General features: G+C 66.5%; 21 protein-coding genes. 13 read left to right on the top strand and 8 right to left on the bottom strand.

The window, feature by feature from the left end; all coding sequences use genetic code 11:
• The first annotated feature begins 18 nt into the window (after positions 1–18).
• On the top strand, positions 19–1,281 hold the full coding sequence (locus BKA04_RS11835; RefSeq protein ID WP_104094569.1) for a DUF2510 domain-containing protein: 1,263 nt from the start codon (positions 19–21) through the stop codon (positions 1,279–1,281).
• Positions 1,282–1,369: 88 nt separating this feature from the next.
• Here the strand turns inward: BKA04_RS11835 and BKA04_RS11830 are convergent, their stop codons facing one another.
• A complete protein-coding gene (locus BKA04_RS11830) occupies positions 1,370–2,815 on the bottom strand; it encodes an NCS2 family permease (protein WP_232842050.1) in 1,446 nt (481 codons plus the stop codon).
• 194 nt (positions 2,816–3,009) lie between these two features.
• On the opposite strand from BKA04_RS11830, the gene BKA04_RS11825 reads away from it, so the two are divergent.
• Positions 3,010–3,618, top strand: coding sequence for a histidine phosphatase family protein (locus BKA04_RS11825; protein WP_104094568.1), 609 nt, complete (start codon positions 3,010–3,012; stop codon positions 3,616–3,618).
• On the opposite strand, the gene BKA04_RS11820 is transcribed toward BKA04_RS11825, so the two are convergent.
• Positions 3,615–4,856, bottom strand: coding sequence for a hypothetical protein (locus BKA04_RS11820; protein ID WP_104094567.1), 1,242 nt, complete (start codon positions 4,854–4,856; stop codon positions 3,615–3,617). The two genes, BKA04_RS11825 and BKA04_RS11820, sit on opposite strands and share 4 nt — an antisense overlap.
• A gap of 261 nt (positions 4,857–5,117) precedes the next feature.
• Between BKA04_RS11820 and BKA04_RS11815 the strand changes: the two genes are divergently transcribed.
• The gene (locus BKA04_RS11815; protein WP_104094566.1) at positions 5,118–5,480 is read left to right on the top strand and encodes a DUF898 family protein; all 363 of its coding nucleotides are present in this window, start codon (positions 5,118–5,120) and stop codon (positions 5,478–5,480) included.
• Entirely contained in the window at positions 5,480–6,121 is a 642-nt protein-coding gene (locus tag BKA04_RS11810; RefSeq protein ID WP_232841902.1) for an alpha/beta hydrolase, read from the top strand. Before BKA04_RS11815 ends, BKA04_RS11810 begins: the two co-directional genes overlap by 1 nt.
• Positions 6,122–6,132: 11 nt before the next feature.
• Here BKA04_RS11810 and BKA04_RS11805 read toward each other — a convergent pair whose 3' ends face one another.
• Positions 6,133–6,888: a DarT ssDNA thymidine ADP-ribosyltransferase family protein gene (locus BKA04_RS11805; RefSeq protein ID WP_104094565.1), complete on the bottom strand. Its 756-nt coding sequence runs from the start codon at positions 6,886–6,888 to the stop codon at positions 6,133–6,135.
• A 64-nt stretch (positions 6,889–6,952) separates the two neighbouring features.
• Between BKA04_RS11805 and pcp the strand changes: the two genes are divergently transcribed.
• From pcp to BKA04_RS11785, 4 genes are all read left to right on the top strand, one after another.
• Positions 6,953–7,573 (top strand): pyroglutamyl-peptidase I, encoded by a 621-nt coding sequence (gene pcp, locus BKA04_RS11800; protein ID WP_104094564.1) that lies wholly within the window; start codon positions 6,953–6,955, stop codon positions 7,571–7,573.
• A 59-nt stretch (positions 7,574–7,632) separates the two neighbouring features.
• Complete coding sequence (locus tag BKA04_RS11795; RefSeq protein ID WP_104094563.1) at positions 7,633–8,307, top strand: DUF2510 domain-containing protein; 675 nt, start codon at positions 7,633–7,635, stop codon at positions 8,305–8,307.
• 45 nt (positions 8,308–8,352) lie between these two features.
• A complete protein-coding gene (locus BKA04_RS11790) occupies positions 8,353–10,152 on the top strand; it encodes a gamma-glutamyltransferase family protein (RefSeq protein ID WP_104094562.1) in 1,800 nt (599 codons plus the stop codon).
• A 62-nt stretch (positions 10,153–10,214) separates the two neighbouring features.
• Positions 10,215–10,718, top strand: coding sequence for a glutathione peroxidase (locus BKA04_RS11785; RefSeq protein WP_104094561.1), 504 nt, complete (start codon positions 10,215–10,217; stop codon positions 10,716–10,718).
• Positions 10,719–10,730: 12 nt separating this feature from the next.
• On the opposite strand, the gene BKA04_RS11780 is transcribed toward BKA04_RS11785, so the two are convergent.
• The gene (locus tag BKA04_RS11780; protein WP_408646418.1) at positions 10,731–11,330 is read right to left on the bottom strand and encodes a YdeI/OmpD-associated family protein; all 600 of its coding nucleotides are present in this window, start codon (positions 11,328–11,330) and stop codon (positions 10,731–10,733) included.
• A 63-nt stretch (positions 11,331–11,393) separates the two neighbouring features.
• Between BKA04_RS11780 and BKA04_RS11775 the strand changes: the two genes are divergently transcribed.
• Together BKA04_RS11775 and BKA04_RS12105 are read left to right on the top strand one after the other, a co-directional pair.
• Complete coding sequence (locus BKA04_RS11775; protein WP_104094559.1) at positions 11,394–11,678, top strand: GNAT family N-acetyltransferase; 285 nt, start codon at positions 11,394–11,396, stop codon at positions 11,676–11,678.
• 139 nt (positions 11,679–11,817) lie between these two features.
• A complete protein-coding gene (locus BKA04_RS12105; protein WP_104094558.1) occupies positions 11,818–13,146 on the top strand; it encodes a DUF2510 domain-containing protein in 1,329 nt (442 codons plus the stop codon).
• Between the two features lie 364 nt (positions 13,147–13,510).
• Here the strand turns inward: BKA04_RS12105 and BKA04_RS11765 are convergent, their stop codons facing one another.
• On the bottom strand, positions 13,511–13,867 hold the full coding sequence (locus BKA04_RS11765; RefSeq protein WP_104094557.1) for a DUF488 domain-containing protein: 357 nt from the start codon (positions 13,865–13,867) through the stop codon (positions 13,511–13,513).
• A gap of 45 nt (positions 13,868–13,912) precedes the next feature.
• Between BKA04_RS11765 and BKA04_RS11760 the strand changes: the two genes are divergently transcribed.
• Entirely contained in the window at positions 13,913–14,251 is a 339-nt protein-coding gene (locus BKA04_RS11760) for a cupin domain-containing protein (protein ID WP_104094556.1), read from the top strand.
• Positions 14,252–14,262: 11 nt separating this feature from the next.
• Here BKA04_RS11760 and BKA04_RS11755 read toward each other — a convergent pair whose 3' ends face one another.
• Positions 14,263–16,428: a DEAD/DEAH box helicase gene (locus BKA04_RS11755; protein ID WP_104094555.1), complete on the bottom strand. Its 2,166-nt coding sequence runs from the start codon at positions 16,426–16,428 to the stop codon at positions 14,263–14,265.
• A gap of 304 nt (positions 16,429–16,732) precedes the next feature.
• Between BKA04_RS11755 and BKA04_RS11750 the strand changes: the two genes are divergently transcribed.
• Complete coding sequence (locus BKA04_RS11750; RefSeq protein ID WP_104094554.1) at positions 16,733–17,692, top strand: metallophosphoesterase; 960 nt, start codon at positions 16,733–16,735, stop codon at positions 17,690–17,692.
• Between the two features lie 31 nt (positions 17,693–17,723).
• Here the strand turns inward: BKA04_RS11750 and BKA04_RS11745 are convergent, their stop codons facing one another.
• Positions 17,724–18,074, bottom strand: a complete 351-nt coding sequence (locus tag BKA04_RS11745; RefSeq protein WP_104094553.1) for a DUF6804 family protein — start codon at positions 18,072–18,074, stop codon at positions 17,724–17,726.
• A gap of 35 nt (positions 18,075–18,109) precedes the next feature.
• Between BKA04_RS11745 and BKA04_RS11740 the strand changes: the two genes are divergently transcribed.
• Positions 18,110–19,453, top strand: a complete 1,344-nt coding sequence (locus BKA04_RS11740) for a M20/M25/M40 family metallo-hydrolase (protein ID WP_232841901.1) — start codon at positions 18,110–18,112, stop codon at positions 19,451–19,453.
• Here the strand turns inward: BKA04_RS11740 and BKA04_RS11735 are convergent.
• Positions 19,450–20,013 carry a GDSL-type esterase/lipase family protein gene (locus BKA04_RS11735; protein WP_167309619.1) on the bottom strand — a complete coding sequence of 188 codons (564 nt, stop codon included), beginning with the start codon at positions 20,011–20,013 and terminating at the stop codon, positions 19,450–19,452. The two genes, BKA04_RS11740 and BKA04_RS11735, sit on opposite strands and share 4 nt — an antisense overlap.
• Between the last annotated feature and the right edge of the window lies 1 nt (position 20,014).

Below are 20,014 nucleotides of genomic sequence, written 5' to 3'. Positions count from 1 at the left end.
GATTTCGGGGGTCGATCCTTGGACGACAATAGTTTTTATGGCGCGCCGGCCGGATGGTATCCGGACCCGCTTGGCCTTCCGCAGCTTCGCTGGTGGGACAGCACGGCGTGGACGCACCAGACCGCTGAAGCGCGGGCGCCCATGGTCATGCAGGAGACCACCTACGCCTGGCCGGAGGACGAGTTCGACAGCGAGCCGATGAACCAGAGCGAGCAGGACCTGCTCACGAGGCGTGAGCGCCGCGAGCGCGAGCGCCGCGACGGCAACGACATCGCGGCCCCGACCGCGTTGACGCTCCTGCAGCTCGAGCCGCCGTCGAAGGCCGACGTGCAGACGGATGTTCCAGAACCGTCTCCGTTCGAGTCGTACGTGAGTGCCACGTCGCACGTCAATGAGACGATCACCCCGGACCCGATGTCCGCAACACGCGCCGCATCGCTTCAGGACCCGTTCGCCGAGTCGTTCCCGAAGACGACCGGCGACCATTTCTCCGGGGAACCGTTCGTCCCGGAGTCCCCCGTCGAGGAGCCGGTCTTCGCAGGATTCGCCTCTCAGCCGACCCACCAGACCCAGCAGGCGCAGCAGACCTTCGATTGGGCGCCCCGGGTAGACCCCATCAACGACCCGCAGTACCAGGCCTACCTGAAGGCCCAGACGGCACCGCACTCCAAGTCGACGAACAACGGCGCGGTGTGGATGATCGCGCTCATCCCCCTCATCCAGCTCGTCCTGAGCCTTCTGATGCTGACGGCGTTCGGCACCGCAGAGGCCTCGGGGGTCATGGCGGCCATCTGGCTGCTCCCCTACCCCATCGTCGTCGGGCTGGCGGTTCTCGACCGTCACAACCTGAAGAAGACGGGTCACGAAGTCACTGCCCACTGGCTGTGGGCCCTGCTCACCGCGCCCGTCTACCTCGTGGTGCGCGCGATCGCCGCCATCCGGGAGTCCGGCGGCGGATTCGGGCCGGTGCTCGTGTGGTTCGCACTCGGACTTCTCCAGATCGGCGCGATCGTGGCGGTCCCTGGCCTGCTCATCTCGACCATTCCGACCGTATTCGCCGCACAGGCGGAGCAGTCGATCGTCGCGGATGCGGCCGTCATCGGCGCGAAGCTGGACGTGACCTGCCCTGCCCTGCCTCCCGTGCTCATCGGCCAGACCTTCGAGTGCTCAGGAGCCCACGCGGGCGACGGGGCCCCGTACGACATCGTCGTCAGCCTCCAGCGCGTCAATGGCTGGGTCGACTGGCGAGTCGATGACTGGGGCATCTACACGATGGGCTAGGCCTCGGACCAGCAGGTCTGAACACACAGACATCGCGCCGTGACGGTCCCGAAGCCCGTCACGGCGCGATTTGTTGTGGGGTTCGGGATCAGCCCCCGAACAGCAGTTCGATGGGCCCGCGTGCGAAGTACACGAGGAACCCGGCTGCAACGATCCAGAGCAGCGGCGAGATGCCCTTCGCCTTTCCCGCGAGCGTGCGCACGACCACCCAGGAGATGAATCCGACGCCGATCCCGTTGGCGATCGAATACGTCAGCGGCATGACGACGATCGTGAGGAAGACGGGGAGCCCGATCGAGAACTCGCTCCAGTTCACATCCTTGATCTGGGAGACCATGAGCACGCCCACGACGACGAGCGCGGCGCCGGCCACCTCGAGGGGAACGACCTGTGTCAGCGGAGTCAGGAACATCGCGCACAGGAAGAGGATGCCGGTGACGACACTCGCAAGCCCCGTCCGCGCACCCTCACCGACTCCGGCTGCGGAGTCGATGTAGATGGTGTTGGACGAACTCGAGGTCGCACCGCCTGCGACGGCCCCGATGCCCTCGACGACGAGCGCGGACTTGAGCCTCGGGAAGTTGCCTTCCTTGTCGGCGAGTCCGGCCTCCTTCGTGAGCCCGGTGAGCGTGCCCACGGCGTCGAAGAAGTTGGTGAAGACGAGGGTGAACACGAGCATGATCCCCGCGAGCCAGCCGATGCGTGCGAACGCGTCGAAGTTGAACGCGCCGACGAGCCCGAAATCGGGCACGGACACGATCGCGTCCGGCAACCGCGGAACGTTGAGGTTCCATCCGGCCGGGTTCGGCTTGCCGTCCGCGAACGATGGGCCGAGCTTGAAGATCGCCTCGAGGATGATGGCGATGACCGTCGTGCCGAGGATGCCGATGAGCAGCGCCCCCTTGACCTTGCGCGCCATGAGCACGCCCATGATGAGCAGGCCGAGGATGAACGTGAGGGTCGGGATGGTCGTGATCGACCCGCCATCGCCCAGTTGCACCGGCGGGCTCGCAGCACCGCTCGAGCGCACGAACCCTGCGTCGACGAGCCCGATGAACGCGATGAACAGGCCGATGCCGACCGTGATCGCTATCTTCAGCTGCGCAGGAACGGCCTTGAAGATGAGCTCCCGCAATTTCGTGGCGGACAGGATGACGATGATCACGCCGTTGATGACGACGAGTCCCATGGCCTCCGCCCAGGTCACCTGGCCGACGACGCTCACGGCGAGGAAGGAGTTGATCCCGAGGCCTGCCGCGATGCCGAAGGGAAGATTCGCGACGAGGCCGAACAGGATCGTCATGACCCCTGCGGTGAGCCCGGTGACGGCAGCGACCTTCACGCCGTCGAGCGAACCGCCAGCGACATCCGCGACGCCGCCCAGGATGAGAGGGTTCAGGATGACGATATACGCCATGGTCATGAACGTCACGAGTCCACCGCGAACCTCACGGCTGACGGTCGACCCTCGGAATGTGATCTCGAAGAACGAGTCGAAGCGTTCTCGGAACGTCCCCCCGCTTCCTCGTTTCACCGGATTGTGCTGGGCCCAGCCGTCTTTACGATCGGTCGTGGCGGTGGCGGCGCTGCCGTCGGGCTGCGGTGTGTCGTCTCGAGTGGGAATGGTCGGCTCCTTCGCGTTCGATGGTGTGGTGGTGAGGAACGATCTCACTGTATTGGGTACCGGCCTAGGATGAGGGCATGACAAGGCGCACGGGAGACTGATTGGTGCGACTTCTCCTCATCAGGCACGGACAGACCCCAGGAAATGTGCTCGGTCAGCTCGACACGGCGCATCCGGGACCCGGCCTCACGGAACTCGGCCGGACGCAGGCGGAAGCCCTCGCGACCTCGCTTTCCGATGCCGGAGTCGCGGCGCTCTACGCATCGACGCTCGTGCGCACCCAGTTGACGGCCGCACCGCTGTCCGCGGCACGCCGACTGGAGGTCGAGGTCCTCAGCGGGCTGCACGAGATCGGTGCGGGCGAGCTCGAGGCACGCAGCGACAGAGAGTCGATCCGCCGGTACCTGGAGACGCTCTATGCGTGGGGACTCGGCGACCTGGATGCCGCGCTCCCCGGCGGATCCGACGGCAACGAGTTCTTCGGCCGGTTCGACGCGGATGTCGCCACCATCGCGAGTGCCGGCGTCGACGTCGCAGCCGTCTTCAGCCACGGTGCAGCCATCCGCGTCTGGGCGGCGAATCGCGCGCGAAACGTGCTGCCCGCCTTCGGCGCGGAGAACAACCTGGACAATACGGGCGTCGTCACCCTGGAGGGGTCCGTGGCCGAAGGCTGGACCCTCACCGACTGGGCGGGAACCCCGATCGCGAGCTAGACCTGCGCTCCCAGTGCCGCGATCGCCTCGGCGTACGCGCTCTCGATTCCGGCGCGAACCGCTGCGTCGAGTCGACGGAGCCGCCACGGCGCAGCGTTGTCGGCGAGCGATGCGAGCTTGACCGCGCGAGCATCCGGATGGGCACCGATGGCTGCGAGTCGGCTCGCATCGTCGACGCCGTCACGTCGCGTGAGCAGTGACACGATCTCGACGATGTGCGGCAGGATGCCGGCCTCGAGCAGGTCGTGCTCTGCGAGATCACTGCGCTCGAGGACATCGTGCAGCCAGGCCGCACAGTGTCGCACGGACTCCATGGTCGGGTCGAAGCTCTCGGCGACCCTCGCGACGTGGTCGATCGTCGCTGCACCCGCCAGGTCGATGTCCGAGCGGTGCGCCACCGTCGCAAGGGCGACGGCGATGCTGCGCTGGATGGCGGCCAGGGCGAAGTCGGGCTGTGCCGCCTCCGGCTGCGGCGCCTCGAACTGCTGCGCCGGAACCGGGGCCGGTTCTGCATCAGGCTCCGCGACAGGAGCCTCGGCGATCGGCGGAGTGGGCGCCGTGACCGGCGCGGGCGCCTGCGTGGCGAGTGGTTCGGCGGTCGCGGCGGGTGGCGGGAGAGGCTGGGGAGCGCTCTCGACGAACGGTTCTCCCACGAACTGACTCTGGACGGTCTCCATCGTCCACTCCTCATCCGGAGTCATGGTCGTCGTCGTGGCACCCGGCTGAGTCTCATCGAGCTGTGCTCCGCTGATCTCGGAGAAGTGGGTATCGAGATCGTCGCGCACGTAGAGGAACCCGTTCAGTCCGATCTCCACCCAGGCGCCCGTGAGCCATTGGAAGTAGCGCCGACGGCCCCCGATCGTCGCTGCGCTGAAGACTCCGACGACATGGAATCCGTTGTCCGTGACCCTCGTGTAGAAACGCTGACGGTCAGGAACATGACCGAGTGGCTGTGCAGGACCGTTGTCCTCGGTCGCGGCGTCCACGAAGCGGTCGAAGTTGAACTGGGCGGACAGGCGCGCACACAGGACGCCGTCGTCGACGACGAGCGTGATCTCCCGGAGGAACGGCAGCTGCTCATAGGTCGCGTGCGGCCACTCCAGGCCGTCGCCCATGATGTTCAGACGCGCGCGCCGCAGCAGCGAGTGGCTCGGCCAGTCGGCCTGAGCCACGTCGACAGGGGGCAGCGTTCCGACATCCGCTGTGACGGTTCCGGGTTGTGACGGGTTCTGTTCCATGATCCTGCTCCACACTGCGACGGGTAAGCCGCGCCAACGCGACAGCGCGCTATTGTCGACACCTCGACGCGCCCGTTGCCGAGCAGCTCCCCCATGGAGTCGCCGATTCGGGCTCGGCGAGATCTCTTACCGTTGACACTAGGTCACCTGCATATCAGTTTCACGTCCCAGTTCAAGGGTCAAAATCACGGTCGCCCCCATGCGGACGTAACCAGTTGTGGGACTCGAATCCGCTCGCCCCGTGCCGCTAAACAGAAAGGTATGCCCAAAGCAACTCGATTCAGCTTCGACGGAGGCGCTGCCACCTACGTGGGCACCGCGATCCTCGGCGTCCTCATCACCGTGATCACGCTGGGGATCTGTTACCCCTTCGCCATCGTCCTGATCGAGCGGTGGCGCTGCAAGCACACGTTCATCGACGGCCAGCAACTCGTCTTCAAGGGGACAGCGTCGGGACTGTTCGGGCACTGGATCCTCTGGTTGCTCCTGTCGATCATCACGCTCGGCATCTACCTGTTCTGGGTCGCCCCCCGGCTGCAGGCCTGGAAGACGATCAACACCGATTTCGCCACACCGGTGGCACCGATCTCCTCCTGGGGTCCGAGCGTGCTGGCGGCGCAATAGTGGAGATCGATCCGCATTCGGTCCTGTGGAACATTCCTCCGCAGGAGCGCGATGGCCTGCCGCTCCTCGTGATGATGCACGGACTGGGAAGCCAGGAGGGCGACCTCTTCGGTCTCAACCGCTTCCTGCCATCCGGAATCGCGGTCGCGTCCTTGCGCGCACCGCTGGAGTACGGAGGCGGTTACGCCTGGTTTCCGCCCGGACTTCAGTCCCCCGGAAGCGACACGTCGGTTCTCGACTCGTCCGTACTCGCGGTACTGGACTGGCTCGACGGACTCGATCCGGCCCCGAACGTCGTGGGGCTCATGGGCTTCTCCCAGGGCGGCTGCACGGCACTCCAGCTCGTACGACACGCACCGGACCGCTTCGACTACGTCATCCAGCTGAGCGGATTCATCGCCAATGCGCCGCACCCGGGGGACGAAATCGTTGCGGCCAGGTCACCACGGATCCCGGTGTTCTGGGGGCGCGGCGACGATGACGCGGTGATCACTCGCGCCGCTGTCGAAGTCACAGGCGATTGGCTGTCAGGGCACACGGACCTCGAGGCGCATCGCTACCCGATGGCCCACACGGTCAGCCAGGAGGAACTGGCCGATCTGGTGGCCTTCGTCGAGCGACAGCTCGGCAACCCCGAGTAGCGGCAGGACGGTCACGGTCGCTGGAACCACGGCGGATAAACCGAGACCTTCTGCACGAAACCGCGCGAAGCGAGTTGCTCGCGAACCACCGCCCTCACCTTGTCGTTCGCCACACCTACGAGGTTCACGTCGGAGAACTCGACGTGGTCCGGGACGAGGAACTCCGCAACCCTGAGCGCGTCCTCCTCGTCATACAGTCTTCGGGGCATTCGGCCGTCGAGTTCGGAGAGGGGAACGAATCGGGTCGTCGGGTCGGCGGCATCGCCATCCGCGATGACCGAACCGCTTCCGACCGCTCCCGCAGTGCTGACGAGCAGCACGAAGTCGGATGCCGGCGACCTTCGGACGGCGTCGTCCAGTCGATAGTCGGACTCTCCCGCCCGAATGCCCTCCCAGAGCCGCGCATCCGGTACGAGGAAGAACGGGACGAACGAGGACACGGCGGCCGCGCCGATGGTCACCTCACGGCGGAGTTCCCGGTTGTCCGGGGCCGAGATGTCGACAACGGGCGTGGCCCCGGCGGCTTCGGAGAGCACTCTGCCCTCGGCGAGGATGCCAGGAAGGTTCCGTACGTGGGTCAGGTGGAAGATGCGCCGCGCGCCGGGGTCGACCGCGACGGGCGCCGACGAAGCGATGGGAGCCGGTTTCCTGGCCGGTCGGGTGCGAACGGTGACAGACCGTGGCGAGTTTCGTGCGGAGGATCCGGTGTCGCGCGGCGCGCAGACGTCGCACCGGTCCGTCTCCAGCCCGTGAATACACTCCGACATGCGACCTCTCTGCTGCAGCACCCTGGGCTGCAGTATCAACGTTACGCGCGACTAGCATGGCGCCATGACCACAGTCCTTCTCACCGGCTTCGATCCGTTCGGCGGAGACGACCACAACAGTTCGTGGGATGCCGTGCAACTCGTCGCACGGGAGTGGGCGACGGAGGACATCCTCGTGACGGCGTGTCTCCCCGTCGAGTTCGGTCGCGCGATTGAGGAACTCATCGCCTTGATCGATCAACACTCCCCCGACCTCGTCATCGCTACCGGGGTCGCAGGAGGTCGAACACTCGTCACGCCCGAGCGCGTCGCGATCAACCTCCGGGATGCCCGCATCCCCGACAATGCCGGCAGGCAGCCCATCGATGAACCCGTCGTCGCGGGCGGCCCCGACGCGCACTTCACCCGGCTGCCTGTCGCCGAGATGGTGGCGCGCATGAACGGGGCAGGCGTACCGGCCACCGTCTCGCTCAGTGCCGGCGCATATGTCTGCAACGATCTCATGTACGGACTCCTACACGCTCTCGCCGGCACCGGCCTCCCAGCGGGGTTCATCCATGTCCCGGATCGCGCGGACCTGCCGACCGTCACCGTCTCCGCAGGACTTCGTATCGCCATCGAGGTCGGTCTCGAGGCCGATACGACCCGCAAAGTGGGGCGTGTACGACACTCGGGAAGCCACTAGCGTCGTAAGTGGGAAAGTTTCACGAGCGAAGGGCTTGTGCGCTGCTCTCAGGGGGAATCATGTCAATCGATACGGCGAATACCGTCATCATCGCTGGCTGGTATCCGGACCCCACCGATGACACTCAGGCCCGGTGGTGGGATGGGAGCCAGTGGACCTCAGAGACCCGACCGCGCCATCCGGCCACCCCGCACCAGGGCAACCGCTATTTCTCGCCCGTGCCGATCCGCACGGATGCGACGCTGCCGCCCATCGACCCGTACCGTCCGCTCAACCGCCGTCACGACACACAGGGATTTGTGTCGATGGGGGTCAAGGCCACGGTCCAGTTCCACCCGACGCGCGCGTACACCGGTTCGGTGTGGGCCATCGCGACCATGCCGTTGTGGGTCACGATCGTCGTCCTCGGACTGGCCATCGGTCTCGGCAACCTGTATTCGTCGTTCCTCATCGTCATGACGAGCGTCATCGTCTTCGTGATCGCCATCGCGCTTGCGATTCACGATCACAAGGTCATGTTGAATTCCCTTCACCCCGCAGCGGCGTCCGCATGGTGGATGCTGCTCAGCCCGCTCGTCTACCTCATCGTCCGGGGCGTTCACGTGAGCCGCACGGTCGGACACGGGTGGGCACCACTCGTCGTCTATCTGATCTGCTCGTTCGTCCCCGCTGTCGCCGTACTCGCGTTCAGCTGGCTCTTCGTCTTCTTCGCCTCCATGCTGGGGGCGATGTAGCGCTCATCGAGCGCTTCCGCCGATCGCGCGGTAACGTGTGGAACTGTGACCTTCACCGCTCCCGCCCCGTTCACGACGCGCCCGACGCTGCGGGGATCCTTCGGGATGACGGCGTCGACGCACTGGCTCGCGACAGCATCCGCCCAGGCGGTCCTGGAACGCGGCGGAAACGCATTCGACGCCGCTGTGGCCTGCGGTTTCGTGCTCCACGTCGTCGAACCGCACCTTAACGGGCCGGGCGGGGATCTTGTCGGACTCTTCGCGACGGCGGAGGATCCCGGCACACCGGTCGTCCTGATGGGCCAGGGCCCGGCTCCTGCTGCGGCGACGGTCGAATACTACCGGGGCGAGGGTCTCACTCTCGTGCCCGGCGCCGGAGCGCTCGCCGCTGCCATCCCCGGGGCGGTTGACGCGTGGCTGATCCTGCTTCGAGACCACGGAACGTGGGAGCTCGCCGACATCCTGGCATTCGCCATCGGATATGCGCGGGACGGCCATCCGCTCCTCGATCGCGTCGTGACGACCATCGAACGGGTCTCCGGGCTCTTCATCGAGCACTGGCCGACGTCGGCAGAGCTCTGGTTGCCGGGCGGGCGGGTCCCGACCGGTGGAACCCGGTTCCGGAACCCGGCGCTCGCGAGCACGTTCGCACGGCTTGCGGCAGCGCCCGGGTCTTCCCGGGAGAATCGAATCGATGCGGCGCGCGCAGAGTGGCGAGAGGGCTTCGTGGCGCAGGCGATCGATGCGTTCGTGCGGACTCCGCACAGGCACTCGACCGGCGGCGACCACACCGGAGTGCTCACGGCAGACGACCTGAGCGGGTTCCAGGCGGGTTACGAGAGTGCCGTGACGCTCGACTTCCGCGGGACCACCGTCGCGAAGGCCGGCCCGTGGGGCCAGGGTCCAGCGCTGCTGCAGATGCTCGGCATCCTCGACGGATTCGACGACTCACATCTCGACCCGTCGACCGAGCTCGGCGCCCACACCATCCTGGAAGCCGAGAAGCTCGCGCTCGCGGACCGCGAAGCCTATTACGGGGATGCGAAGGTCGTCCCCCTCGAGCAGCTCCTGTCGACCGGATACACGGCCCATCGGCGGTCGCTCATCGGGGAGGATGCCTCACGGGAGTTCCGCCCGGGGGTGATCCCCGGACATGAGCCGTTCGTTCCGGAACTGCGGGAGGCGGGCGACGCTCCCATCGTCGCTGCCGCCGGCCAACGCTATGTCGGGGAGCCGACCGTCGATCCTTCCGGCGACACGAAGGGCGACACCTGCCACCTGGATGTCATCGACCGGTGGGGAAACATCGTCTCCGTGACGCCGTCCGGTGGGTGGCTGCAGTCCTCGCCCGCCATCCCCGGACTCGGTTTCTGCCTGGGAACGCGCCTTCAGATGACCTGGCTCGTTCCCGACGCCCCCGCATCGCTGACACCCGGTTCCCGTCCCCGCACGACGCTCACCCCCACGCTCCTCCTGAAGGACGGCAGAAGCGTTGCGACACTGGGCTCCCCAGGCGGCGACCAGCAGGACCAGTGGCAGCTCCCGTACCTCCTGCGCACGATCGTCGGCGGCTACTCCCCCCAGGAGGCGATCGACGCCCCGACGCTGCACACGACATCCATGCCGGACTCCTTCTGGCCGCGCACCTGGGAGCCGGGTGGCGCCGTCGTCGAGGACCGCCTCGGAGCCGACGTCATCGACGGCCTCGGGCGGCGAGGGCATGTGGTGACCCGCGCGGGCGACTGGACGCTCGGCCGCCTGTCGACGGTCGGCGCGGAGCAGGACGGCGGTCTCTACGCCGCCGCTAATCCGCGGGGAATGCAGGGGTACGCTGCGGGCCGGTGACCGGGCATAATGGGCGACTCCCCCGCTCAGCGAAACCAGCCGGCGCGACCTACGCTGGAGACATGGACTCCCCCGAGCTGGACCTCAACGACATACCCCTCACGACGATCGACGGCAACGCGACGACCTTCGGCGAATACGCCGGCAAGGCGGTCATGGTCGTCAACGTCGCGTCCAGGTGCGGCAACACTCCGCAGTATGCAGGGCTCGAAAAGCTCTACGAGCAATACAGCGACCGAGGGTTCACCGTGCTCGGCTTCCCCTGCAACCAGTTCATGTTCCAGGAACCGGGGAGCGCCGCGGACATCAAGGAGTTCTGCTCCGGAACGTACGGTGTGACCTTCCCCATGTTCGACAAGGTGCACGTCAACGGACGCCACCAGCATCCGCTCTTCCAGAAGCTCACCCAGACCAGGGACGCCCGTGGCGCCGCAGGCAAGGTCGAGTGGAACTTCGAGAAGTTCCTGATCAGTCCGGATGGCGCGGTCCAGCGATTCCGCCCGGGCGTTCAACCGGATGCGCCGGAGATCATCGAGGCGATCGAGCGAGCGCTTCCCGCCGCGTGACCGTCTCCCGAGTCACGGTGCGCCCGGCATCCGCTTCTGAGGGTACGGTGTCTCGTGGCGGGCGAGCTTCTCCACGAACGCGCGGATGCGGCGGTCCCGCGCATCTCGGCTGCCGACCTGGCTCAGTCTGAAGTAGAGCGCGAAACGGTTCTGGGAGGTGAGGACGTCATACATCTCCTGCGCTTCGGGGACTGCGGCGATCGCCTCCAGCAGGTCCTCCGGTGCCTGGGCGGTCGCAGGCCCAGCATAGGCCCGCTCCCATCGGCCGTCGGCCTTCGCGGCCTCCACCGCCGCCCGACCGGCCGGCCGCAGGAGCCCCGCCGCTTCGAGCCGCTCGATGTGGCCGACGTTCCGTGCGGACCAGATGCTGCGCGCTCCCCTCGGCTGGAAGCGCTGGTAGGTCGTCTCCTCGTCGCGGCGCCTGGCCTGCGCGTCGATCCACCCGAAACACAGTGCCTCATCGAGGGCGTCCGCGTAGAACAGGCGCGTCACGGTGCCGCCCTTCCTCGAGAGCACGAGTCGGACGCCGGGGCTCGTCGCATGGTGGGCTTCGAGCCAGCTGCGCCATGCTGCGGAATCCGGAAGCAGCAGATCCGGGAACTCGGACATCACGCCACGATCGTACGGCCCTCCTCCGACTCCGCATATTCTCAGGCCCATGAGTAGGCTCGAAGTATGGACAAGACCCTCACCCACGATGTTGACGCCAACCGTTACTCACTGCATATCGATGGTGAGCTGGCGAGCGCGGTCGACTATCGGGTGAACGGCAACTCGATCTCCTTCACCCACACCTTCACCGATCCGCACCGCAGGGGCCAGGGCCTCGCAGGCGAAATCGTCGAGTTCGCGGTCAACGATGTGGAGGCCACGACCAGCTATCGCATCCTGCCCATGTGCTGGTATGTGGGCCAGTGGTTCGATGAGCATCCGGAGCGCGCGGAGCTGCTGACGCGCTGAGATCCTCACACGCCGAGAACGTCGCGATCGATAGCATGTGATCGCGACACCCCAGCCTTGGGGGGCGCGGAATCCGCGTTGCCTGAATAGAATCAGGGCATTCCGACTGAGCCCGAATCAGTGGAGAGGAACTTTACTCATGGCACCAGACCAGGCAGCGCCGGTACCCGCTGGCTGGTATCCCGACCCCTATAAGAGCTCAGAACTCCGATGGTGGGACGGGCAGAACTGGACCGACTCCGTCCACCCACCCGTCGCGGATGCGCCGGCGCCAGCACTGCCGGAGCCCGCGCAGGTTGAGCCGGTCGCCGCTGTGCCGGTCGCCGCTGTGCCGGTCACTCCTGTGCCGGTCGCGCCTGAGCCGGTCGCGCCTGTGCCGGTCGCACCAGAGCCGGTCGCACCAGAGCCGGTCGCGCCTGAGCCGGTCAAGCCTGAGCCGGTCGCCGCTGAACCCGTCATCGCCGAACCCGCTGCTACCGAACCGGCGGCAGCCGCATACTCCGCGCCGCAGGCCGCTGACTCCATTCCGCAGACGGTGCCCGCCTATGATCCTCCCGCTGTTCCGCCGCTCATCGAGCCGGTGCTCGGCCCGCCGCCCACACCGGATACGGTCTTGCCGGCATTCCCGCCGGCGCAGGAGCCCCAGACGGAAACGAGCGCGCCACCCACCAGCGAATCGAAGCCCGATGCCACGCACGCAACGGGACTGCCCTCCCGGCGTGAACTGAGGAAGCGAACCGAGGGCGAATCCGAAGGCCCTCTGTCCGCCCACGCGTCCGCTCCGCAGCAGCCCGCCCCGGACTCTGCCGTTCCCCCGACCTTCGACTGGATGGTCGCCGGCAGTCCGGCAACCCCTGCGACGACCGCGGCCGCCGCCGCCCCGACCGCTCCGGTTACTCAGACCTCCCCCGCGCCCTCGACGGGGGTCCAGGCGGAACCCGCCGCGGCATCCGGGCCCATGGCGGTGCCGGCTTCCAGCGCGTGGGCACAGGAGCCGGCCGCCGTCGCGACGGATCCTGAAGAACTCTACGGCTCCACCGCGACGCGCAAGGCCACGGTATCCGGCTGGTTCATCGCCGTCATGCCGCTCATCGCGGGGGTCCTGGCGATCGGGGCCGTCAAGGGCGCCGAGAACTATCCCCGGTACGTGCCAGAGGGCGTCGAGTGGTGGATGCTCGCAGGCGGCGTGGTCGTCGTCCTCTACCTCGTCACGCTTCTGCTTGCGGTCGCCGACCGCCGCAAACTCGATTGGGCAGGCTACAACCATCCCGCCCACTGGGCCTGGGCGATTCTCACCGCGCCCGTCTACCTGCTCGTTCGCACCATCGTGGTCAGGCGAGAGACCGGCCGCAACTCGGCCCTGTTGTGGGTCTGGATCGTCCTCGCCGCCGTGCTCGTCGGTGCGTGGTTCGCCGCCAGGACGTTTGCACCGACCCTCATCGACGGATACTCGCTGCCGTTCCTCTAGCCGACCCCGTTAAACGGTGAGGAGGCGGTGGATATTGAGGCTGGTCGGCTGCGAATCTACCCCCGTAACTTCGCTGCCGGCCTTAGCCTGCCACCGCCTCCAGGTGTCCCCCGTCTTGCGTGGTTCCACGATAGGCGATGCACAAGGGGGACTTCTGCCCCCAGATAGGGTCTCCCCCATTGGGGTGTCCGCACTTGTGCGGACTCTCGGGGTACAGAACCCGCGGTGGAGATTCCGGTTAAAAGGCGAAAGCCCCCGGCTGCTACAAGTAGCTTCTGGAGGCTTTCTGTTACCTTGGAGTTTGACCTCCTCGGTTCAATAACTATCGCGCACTTCGCACACCGCGGCAACCCCTAAAGTCTCGCTAGATAGTTGAATGTTCGGTGAGGTAATCGCGCAGGACGACCGCCTGGTTCTCCTCCTCGTTCCGCGCGCTGTACAGCAGGGTGACCACGGGCTGCGATGCCAGGATGCGCCGAAGATCCCCCACCGCCTCGTTCTCATCCAGCTCAGCCCGATACCGTGATTGGAACTCGTCCCACTTCGGCTCCTCGTGGTGGAACCAGGTGCGCAGCTGCGTCGACGGCGCTGCCTCCTTCAACCACTCGTCAAGCTTCGCCCGATCCTTGCTCACGCCTCGGGGCCAGATCCGGTCCACCAGAACGCGGTAGCCGTCGTCAGCTGCTGGATCCTCGTAAATCCTCTTTATTCGAACCAACATGACTCCACCATCTCACTCCTCGGCATTCACGGCTAGCGTGGAACCATGAATGACGGCCAGGGCACAGCAGCGATCTCCATCATCGAGGATGTTCGGGCCGGCTCGCCTCTACCGGCAGAAGGCATGGGTCACGCGACCGTCCTGGCGCACCCTGACGTGCGAATCGTCGTTCTCTCCTTCGCGGCGGGCCACATTCTCCCGGGGCATTCTGCGCCGTTCCCGCTGCTCATGCAGGCGCTCGACGGCGAGCTCGTCGTGAGAACCGCCGAACAGGAGATCGCGCTTCGGCCAGGTGCCGTGCTCCGCCTGGATGCCGCGCTCCGTCACGAAGTTGAGGCCGTCATCGACTCGCGGCTCATGCTCACGCTCATGACGAAGAAGTGAACCCGGCGAGGTCAGGAGGTCTCGGCGAGCGCATCCCTCAGGAGTGATGCGAGCGCCTCCAACTGCACGTTCGACTCCGCAACGATCTCGTCGTCCGACCCGTCGAGTGCCCGAGCTGCGAGGCCGGCCTTGCTGTCGATGAGCTCGGCGATCTTCGCATCGATCGTGTGTGCGGCGATGATGCGCCACGCCGTCACCGGTTCCGCCTGGCCGATACGGTGCACACGATCGATCGCCTGGGTCTGCTCTGCGCTCGTCCACGAGAGCTCTGCGAGCACGACGTTCGACGCGACTTGAAGATTGAGCCCGACGCCGGCCGCCGTCAGTGAGGCCACCGCCACGGAGACATCGGGATCGTTCGCGAAGGCGTCGATCTCCTTCTGCCGGAACGCACTCGTCTGGTCGCCGCGAATGGAGATCGATCGCACACCGTGCTTCGCAAAGTGTTCCTCCGCGGCATCCATGACGTCGATGTGCTTGGCGAAGAAGACGACCTTGCCCACCGATCGGGCGAGCTGCACCGTGTAATCGGCGGCGAGCACTGCCTTCGCCTGGCCGATCTTCCGGACCATGGTGAACACGTTCTCACCGGTCTTCGCAGCCTTCGACTCCTCGAGTTCTGCGTGGGCGACGACGCGGATGAGGTCCTCCTGCGAACCGTCCGGCTTCGCGGCGAGCACCCTCCGGTACTTCTCCAGCAGGCGAGCGGTCAGCGCAGCCTCCGCGTCACGGATTCCGCGACCCAGCTCGTCATCCAGCTCGATCGGCAGGTCGGCGATGCGCCTGGCCGGGATGTCGGCGGCGACGTCGATCTTCCGTCGCCGCACGATGCCCATGTCGATCACGGCCTTGCGAGCCTCGGCGAAGAACCCCAGGTCGGCCGGCGTGAGTCCCGTGGCCTCGAGTTTCGCCATGAGAGCGGGCAGCGGCTTCTTGTCGTCGATCCAGCCCAGGAACTGCCAGATCGCCCGGAAGTCATCGATGTCGTTGATGAGCGGCGTTCCCGTCAACGCCATCATGAGGGCGTTCGGCTGGGCGGTGCGGATCGACTTGCTGAGCGAGAGGACGTGCCGGGAACGCTGCGAGCCGAGGTTCTTGATGAAATGCGCCTCATCCACCACCATGCCCTTGAACCCGAACCGGCTGAGCCACCCCACGTGGCGGTCGAGGACCTCATAGTTGACGATCACGACATCGCTGAACGCATCCACATCGTTGCCGTCTCCGTGCACCACGGTCGCCGTTCGCTGCGGTGTCCAGAGCGCGACCTCACGGGCCCAGTTCGTCTTCACGACGTTCGGGACGACGGCCAGGAACGGGTAGGAGTGGGAGACGGATGCGGCCAGGAGCGCTTCGGCCGTCTTACCGAGTCCCGGCTCGTCGGCAACCAGGAAGGTCCGGTGGCCCTTCTTCACCTCGGCGAGCAGCCGCGCCTGGTGCCGCATGAGGTCGGGGCTCCCCGGGACGGTCAGCGAGGTGGCCTCCGGAAGGTCCATCGTGGCTGCCCCTCCGCCCGCGCCGTACTCGAAAGCGCGAAACAGCGGCTGAAGGAGTTCCCAGTTGCCGAGTCGATTGGTCTGCGGCGCCGCCTTGTGCTGGATGGCCGAGAGATCCGGTGCGAGGAAGGGGTTCGCCATCTGCGCCTGCCGGACCGACTGGGGCACGACCTGCTTCTCCACGGACGGCGGCACGATCTCCGGCTCGTTGACGATGATGAGCTCATCGGCTGACAGCTCCGTCCCCGAGGCGATGAGCATGTCCCTGCGGAGCTTCTTCGCCGCGTCCGAGACCTTGGCGTCCTCCGCGAGCAGCTGGATGAGGCTCGTGTCCCTGGCCGCCGTCTTGGCGAGGATCGTGGCGACGCCGTCGAGCCGCTTCATGAGCTCGATGCGCTCGGCATCCGTCATGGACGTGTCGGCCTTCGCCCTGGCGCGCTCGTCGCGCATGAGAAGCGCGATGACCTGGAACTTCGTGCGGTTCGCCGGCGATGCCTTGCCGCGCTCGACCGCGTTCTCGACCTCACGAACAGCTCGTGCCAGGATCGGGATGATTCCGACATCGTCGCCGGGGCGCGAGCGGCGGGCAGCGGACTTCTGTTGAGTCGTTTTCGCGCTCGACGAACGCCCGCCCGTGCTCTTACGCCCGGTGGACGTGGTCTTCTGGCCCGCTCGAGCCATGATCCTCCTTGGGGGCTCCGCCTCCATCACTACAGCACGACACTCGTGCTGTGGTCGTTACCCTCACCTTCCGCTCACGCTCTTTCAACTCTGAGTGCCAACCAGTGGCTCCTGGCAGCGACGACGCGAGCGACGAGGTTCCAGACCCGAGCAACTTGCCAGCGGCAAGGTCAGGCCGCGATTGGATCCTCGCGGTGCAGACCCAGTTTACGGGATGGAAGAGGAGTTCGCGACCCATTCGCCCGAAATCCGACTCGCCGTCGCGCACAGGGTCGGAAGGTCAGAAACACGATTTGCTTGACCCATGCCTCCCAGGACTGCGGAGTACTCGCGGCCGAGCCACGTCATCCTGCACCTCAGCGACACTCACCTGCTCGCGGACGGTCAGCCCTTCGACCGCGTGGACGGCGAAGCGAGGGTTCGACGGGTTTTCGATGACCTCGAGCGCTCAGGGCTCCGGCCCGATGCGATCCTGTTCACGGGCGATCTCGCCGAGAGGGGCGAGCCCGTGGCGTACGGCAAACTGCGCTCCATCGTCGACCCGGTCGCCCGCCGCCTGGGCGCCCAGCCGATCTGGGTGATGGGCAGCCACGACGATCGTGCGGCGTTCCGCACGACGATGCTCGGGCTGTCCCCGTCAACGGATCCGATCGACCGCGTCCACTACCTCGACGGGCTGCGTGTCATCACGATCGACACGAGCGTTCCCGGCCATCGCTTCGGCCGGCTCGAGGCCGACCAGCTCGACTGGCTCGCCGACGAACTGTCGACGGATGCCCCGCACGGCACGATCCTCGCCATGCACCACCCGCCGATTCCGTGCATCGTCGATCTCGCCGTGACGGTCGAACTGCGGGAGCAGGGTGCCCTCGCCGAGGTGCTCAAGGGCACGGATGTCCGCAGCATCGTCGCGGGACACCTCCACTACTCCACGAGCGGCACCTTCGCGGGCATCCCGGTGTCCGTCGCGTCGGCGAGCTGCTACACCCAGGATCTGGCCGCTGCCGCCGGTTCCGTGAGACTGAGAGATGGCGCGCAGGCGTACAACCTCATCCACGTCTACGACCACACCATCCTGCACACGGTCGTACCGATCGGGGACTCGACGACGGTCGACTTCGTGCCTGCTGAACGAGTCGCGCAGGCACTCGAACTCGACGGCGTCGTCATACCCGCTGCACCGAGCGAGGACCAGTGGGCGTTCGACTCCGGCGATCTCGACCTGGTCGACGAATCGGTCACCTGGGAACTCACCTGGGGCTGATCCCAGCGGAGGTGCCCGATCGGGCATCAACCTATCCGCGGTTGCGATTCTCGGGATTCTTCACCTTGATGCGGACACCGGCGAGGATGAACACGAGCGCAGCCACGAACTGACCCGCGACCCACAGTTGGCCGTGCAGGTCGAACGGCCACACGGGGTTCCAGGCCACCGCGATCAGCACGAGCGGGAGAAGCCACCATCGTTGATGCGCCTGCCACGCGAAGACGCACACGATGAGGGCGAGCACCGCGACGGCCGCCTTGATCCAGAAATAGCCGCTCGCGTTGTCGAGAAGCGCGAGCCCGGCAAGCAGAACGACGGCGCCGAGCAGCCCAGGAGCGAGGGCAGGACGCGTGAAGGCGGGGGTGGGATAGGACGTCATCGATTCCAAGGCTATCCGCCTTATAGAGTCGGGGTGTGCAACCTGAGATCGATGGCCGACGCGCGGTGGAGAACCTTCGCGCGCTCGTTCGAATACCCACCGTGTCGCGACTCGACGATGGTGAGACCGACTGGGAGCCGTTCGCCGCCTTCCGAGCCGAACTCGCGACCAGGTACCCCAGGGCTCACGCGAGCCTGGACCTCGAACTCGTGGACAACCATTCGATGCTGTTCCGCTGGACCGGTGCCGGGGAAGGCGACCCGTCGATTCTCATGGCGCACTACGACGTCGTCGCCGCGACGAACGAGGGCTGGGAGCACCCGCCGTTCGGCGGCGAGCTCGTCGGCGAAGCCGGAGAAGACTATGTCTGGGGACGCGGGACGCTCGATGACAAGAGCTCGCTCATCAGCATCCTCGAAGGCGTGGAGACCCACCTGGCTGACGGTTTCACCCCCGACCACGACATTTATCTGAGCTTCGGGCACAACGAGGAGACGGCGGGCTCTGGTGCGCGCGTCATCGTCGATCTCCTCGAGGAACGTGGCATCCGGCCCGCTCTCGTGCTGGATGAGGGCGGTGCCGTCGTCGAGGGCATCTTCCCGGGGGTGACGGAACCGATCGCCGTCGTCGGGGTGAGCGAGAAGGGCATCCTGAGCCTTCGGCTCGTCGTCGACCAGCAGGGCGGACACGCTTCGACGCCTCCCGCGTTCGCCGCGACCGTGCGCCTCGCGCGAGCGATCATGCGCCTCAATCGCAAGCCGTTTCGGAAGTCCTTCGTGCCGACGAACCTCGAGATGATCAGGACGCTCGGTGCGCACGCCAGACAGCCGCTCAAGTGGGTGTTCACGAATCTCTGGCTGTCGAAGCTCCCTCTCCTCGGACTCTTTGCGCGTCTTGGCGACGAGACGAACGCCATGGTGCGCACGACACAGGTCGTGACCCAGTTGAGCGGAGCACAGGCGGCCAACGCGCTGCCGGAACGCGCGGAGGCGATCGTCAACATCCGAATTGCGATCGACTCGAACGTCGAAGAGTCGATCGCGCACGTGCGCAGGGCGATCAGGGATGAGGCGGTGCAGGTCGAGGCCCTTCACCCCACGGAGCCCTCCCCCGTCTCGCCGACGAGCGGACGGGCGTGGGAGCTCGTGAAGTCCACCATCGAGGAGACGTTCGGCGGCACGATCGTCACGCCGTACGTCATGCTCGGGGCGAGCGACAGCCGCCACTTCACGCGCATCAGCGAACACGTCTACCGCTTCAGCCCGTTCGAGATGTCGAAGGAGGAGCGCGGGACCCTCCACGCGAAGAACGAGCGGATCAGCGTCGCGACGTTCCTGTGCGGCGTCGGGTTCTACACCCGGCTCATCGGGAAGCTCTAGCGCTCTGTCCCCGAGCCGATAGGCGGAGACAGGGGCAGCCTCGACACCGCAGGGCGCAGGAGCTCCAGCCACGCGGCATATCCTGCTTCGCTCAGGTGCAGCCCGTCGATCGTGAGTTCGTCGCGCAGGGCGCCACGCCACGTCGCCATCCCCGGCCAGAGGTCCAGGTATTCGGCATGCACGGTCGGGGCGATACGACGCAGCCGGCGGTTCACACGCCTGATCCGCCTGGCGAACTCGCGCCCCCTCGGCATGATCGACTGCAGGAGCAATCGGGCGTCCGGCACCTCGCGTCGGAGTACATCGACGACTGAACCCACCCCGTCGACGACACGGTCGACGGGATATCCTGCCCCGAGGTCGTTGGTCCCGATGAGCAGCGAGATCCCGTCCGGCGCTGCCGCGACGACCTCATCGATCCGGTTCAGGATGTCCGCGGTCTTGTTGCCGGACACGCCGAGGTTGACGGCAGTCGAGTCCGGGAACCAGTCGCTCCACCGTCCGGCCGCCGTGATGCTGTCACCGAGGAAGACGACGGTTCGCGCGGAAGTGCTCGCCACG

Origin of the sequence: Terrimesophilobacter mesophilus (assembly GCF_014200375.1) — a bacterium.
GTDB lineage: Bacteria > Actinomycetota > Actinomycetes > Actinomycetales > Microbacteriaceae > Terrimesophilobacter > Terrimesophilobacter mesophilus.
The sequence above is the reverse complement of the archived record's forward strand: the minus strand, read 5'-3'. Positions and strand labels throughout refer to the sequence as shown.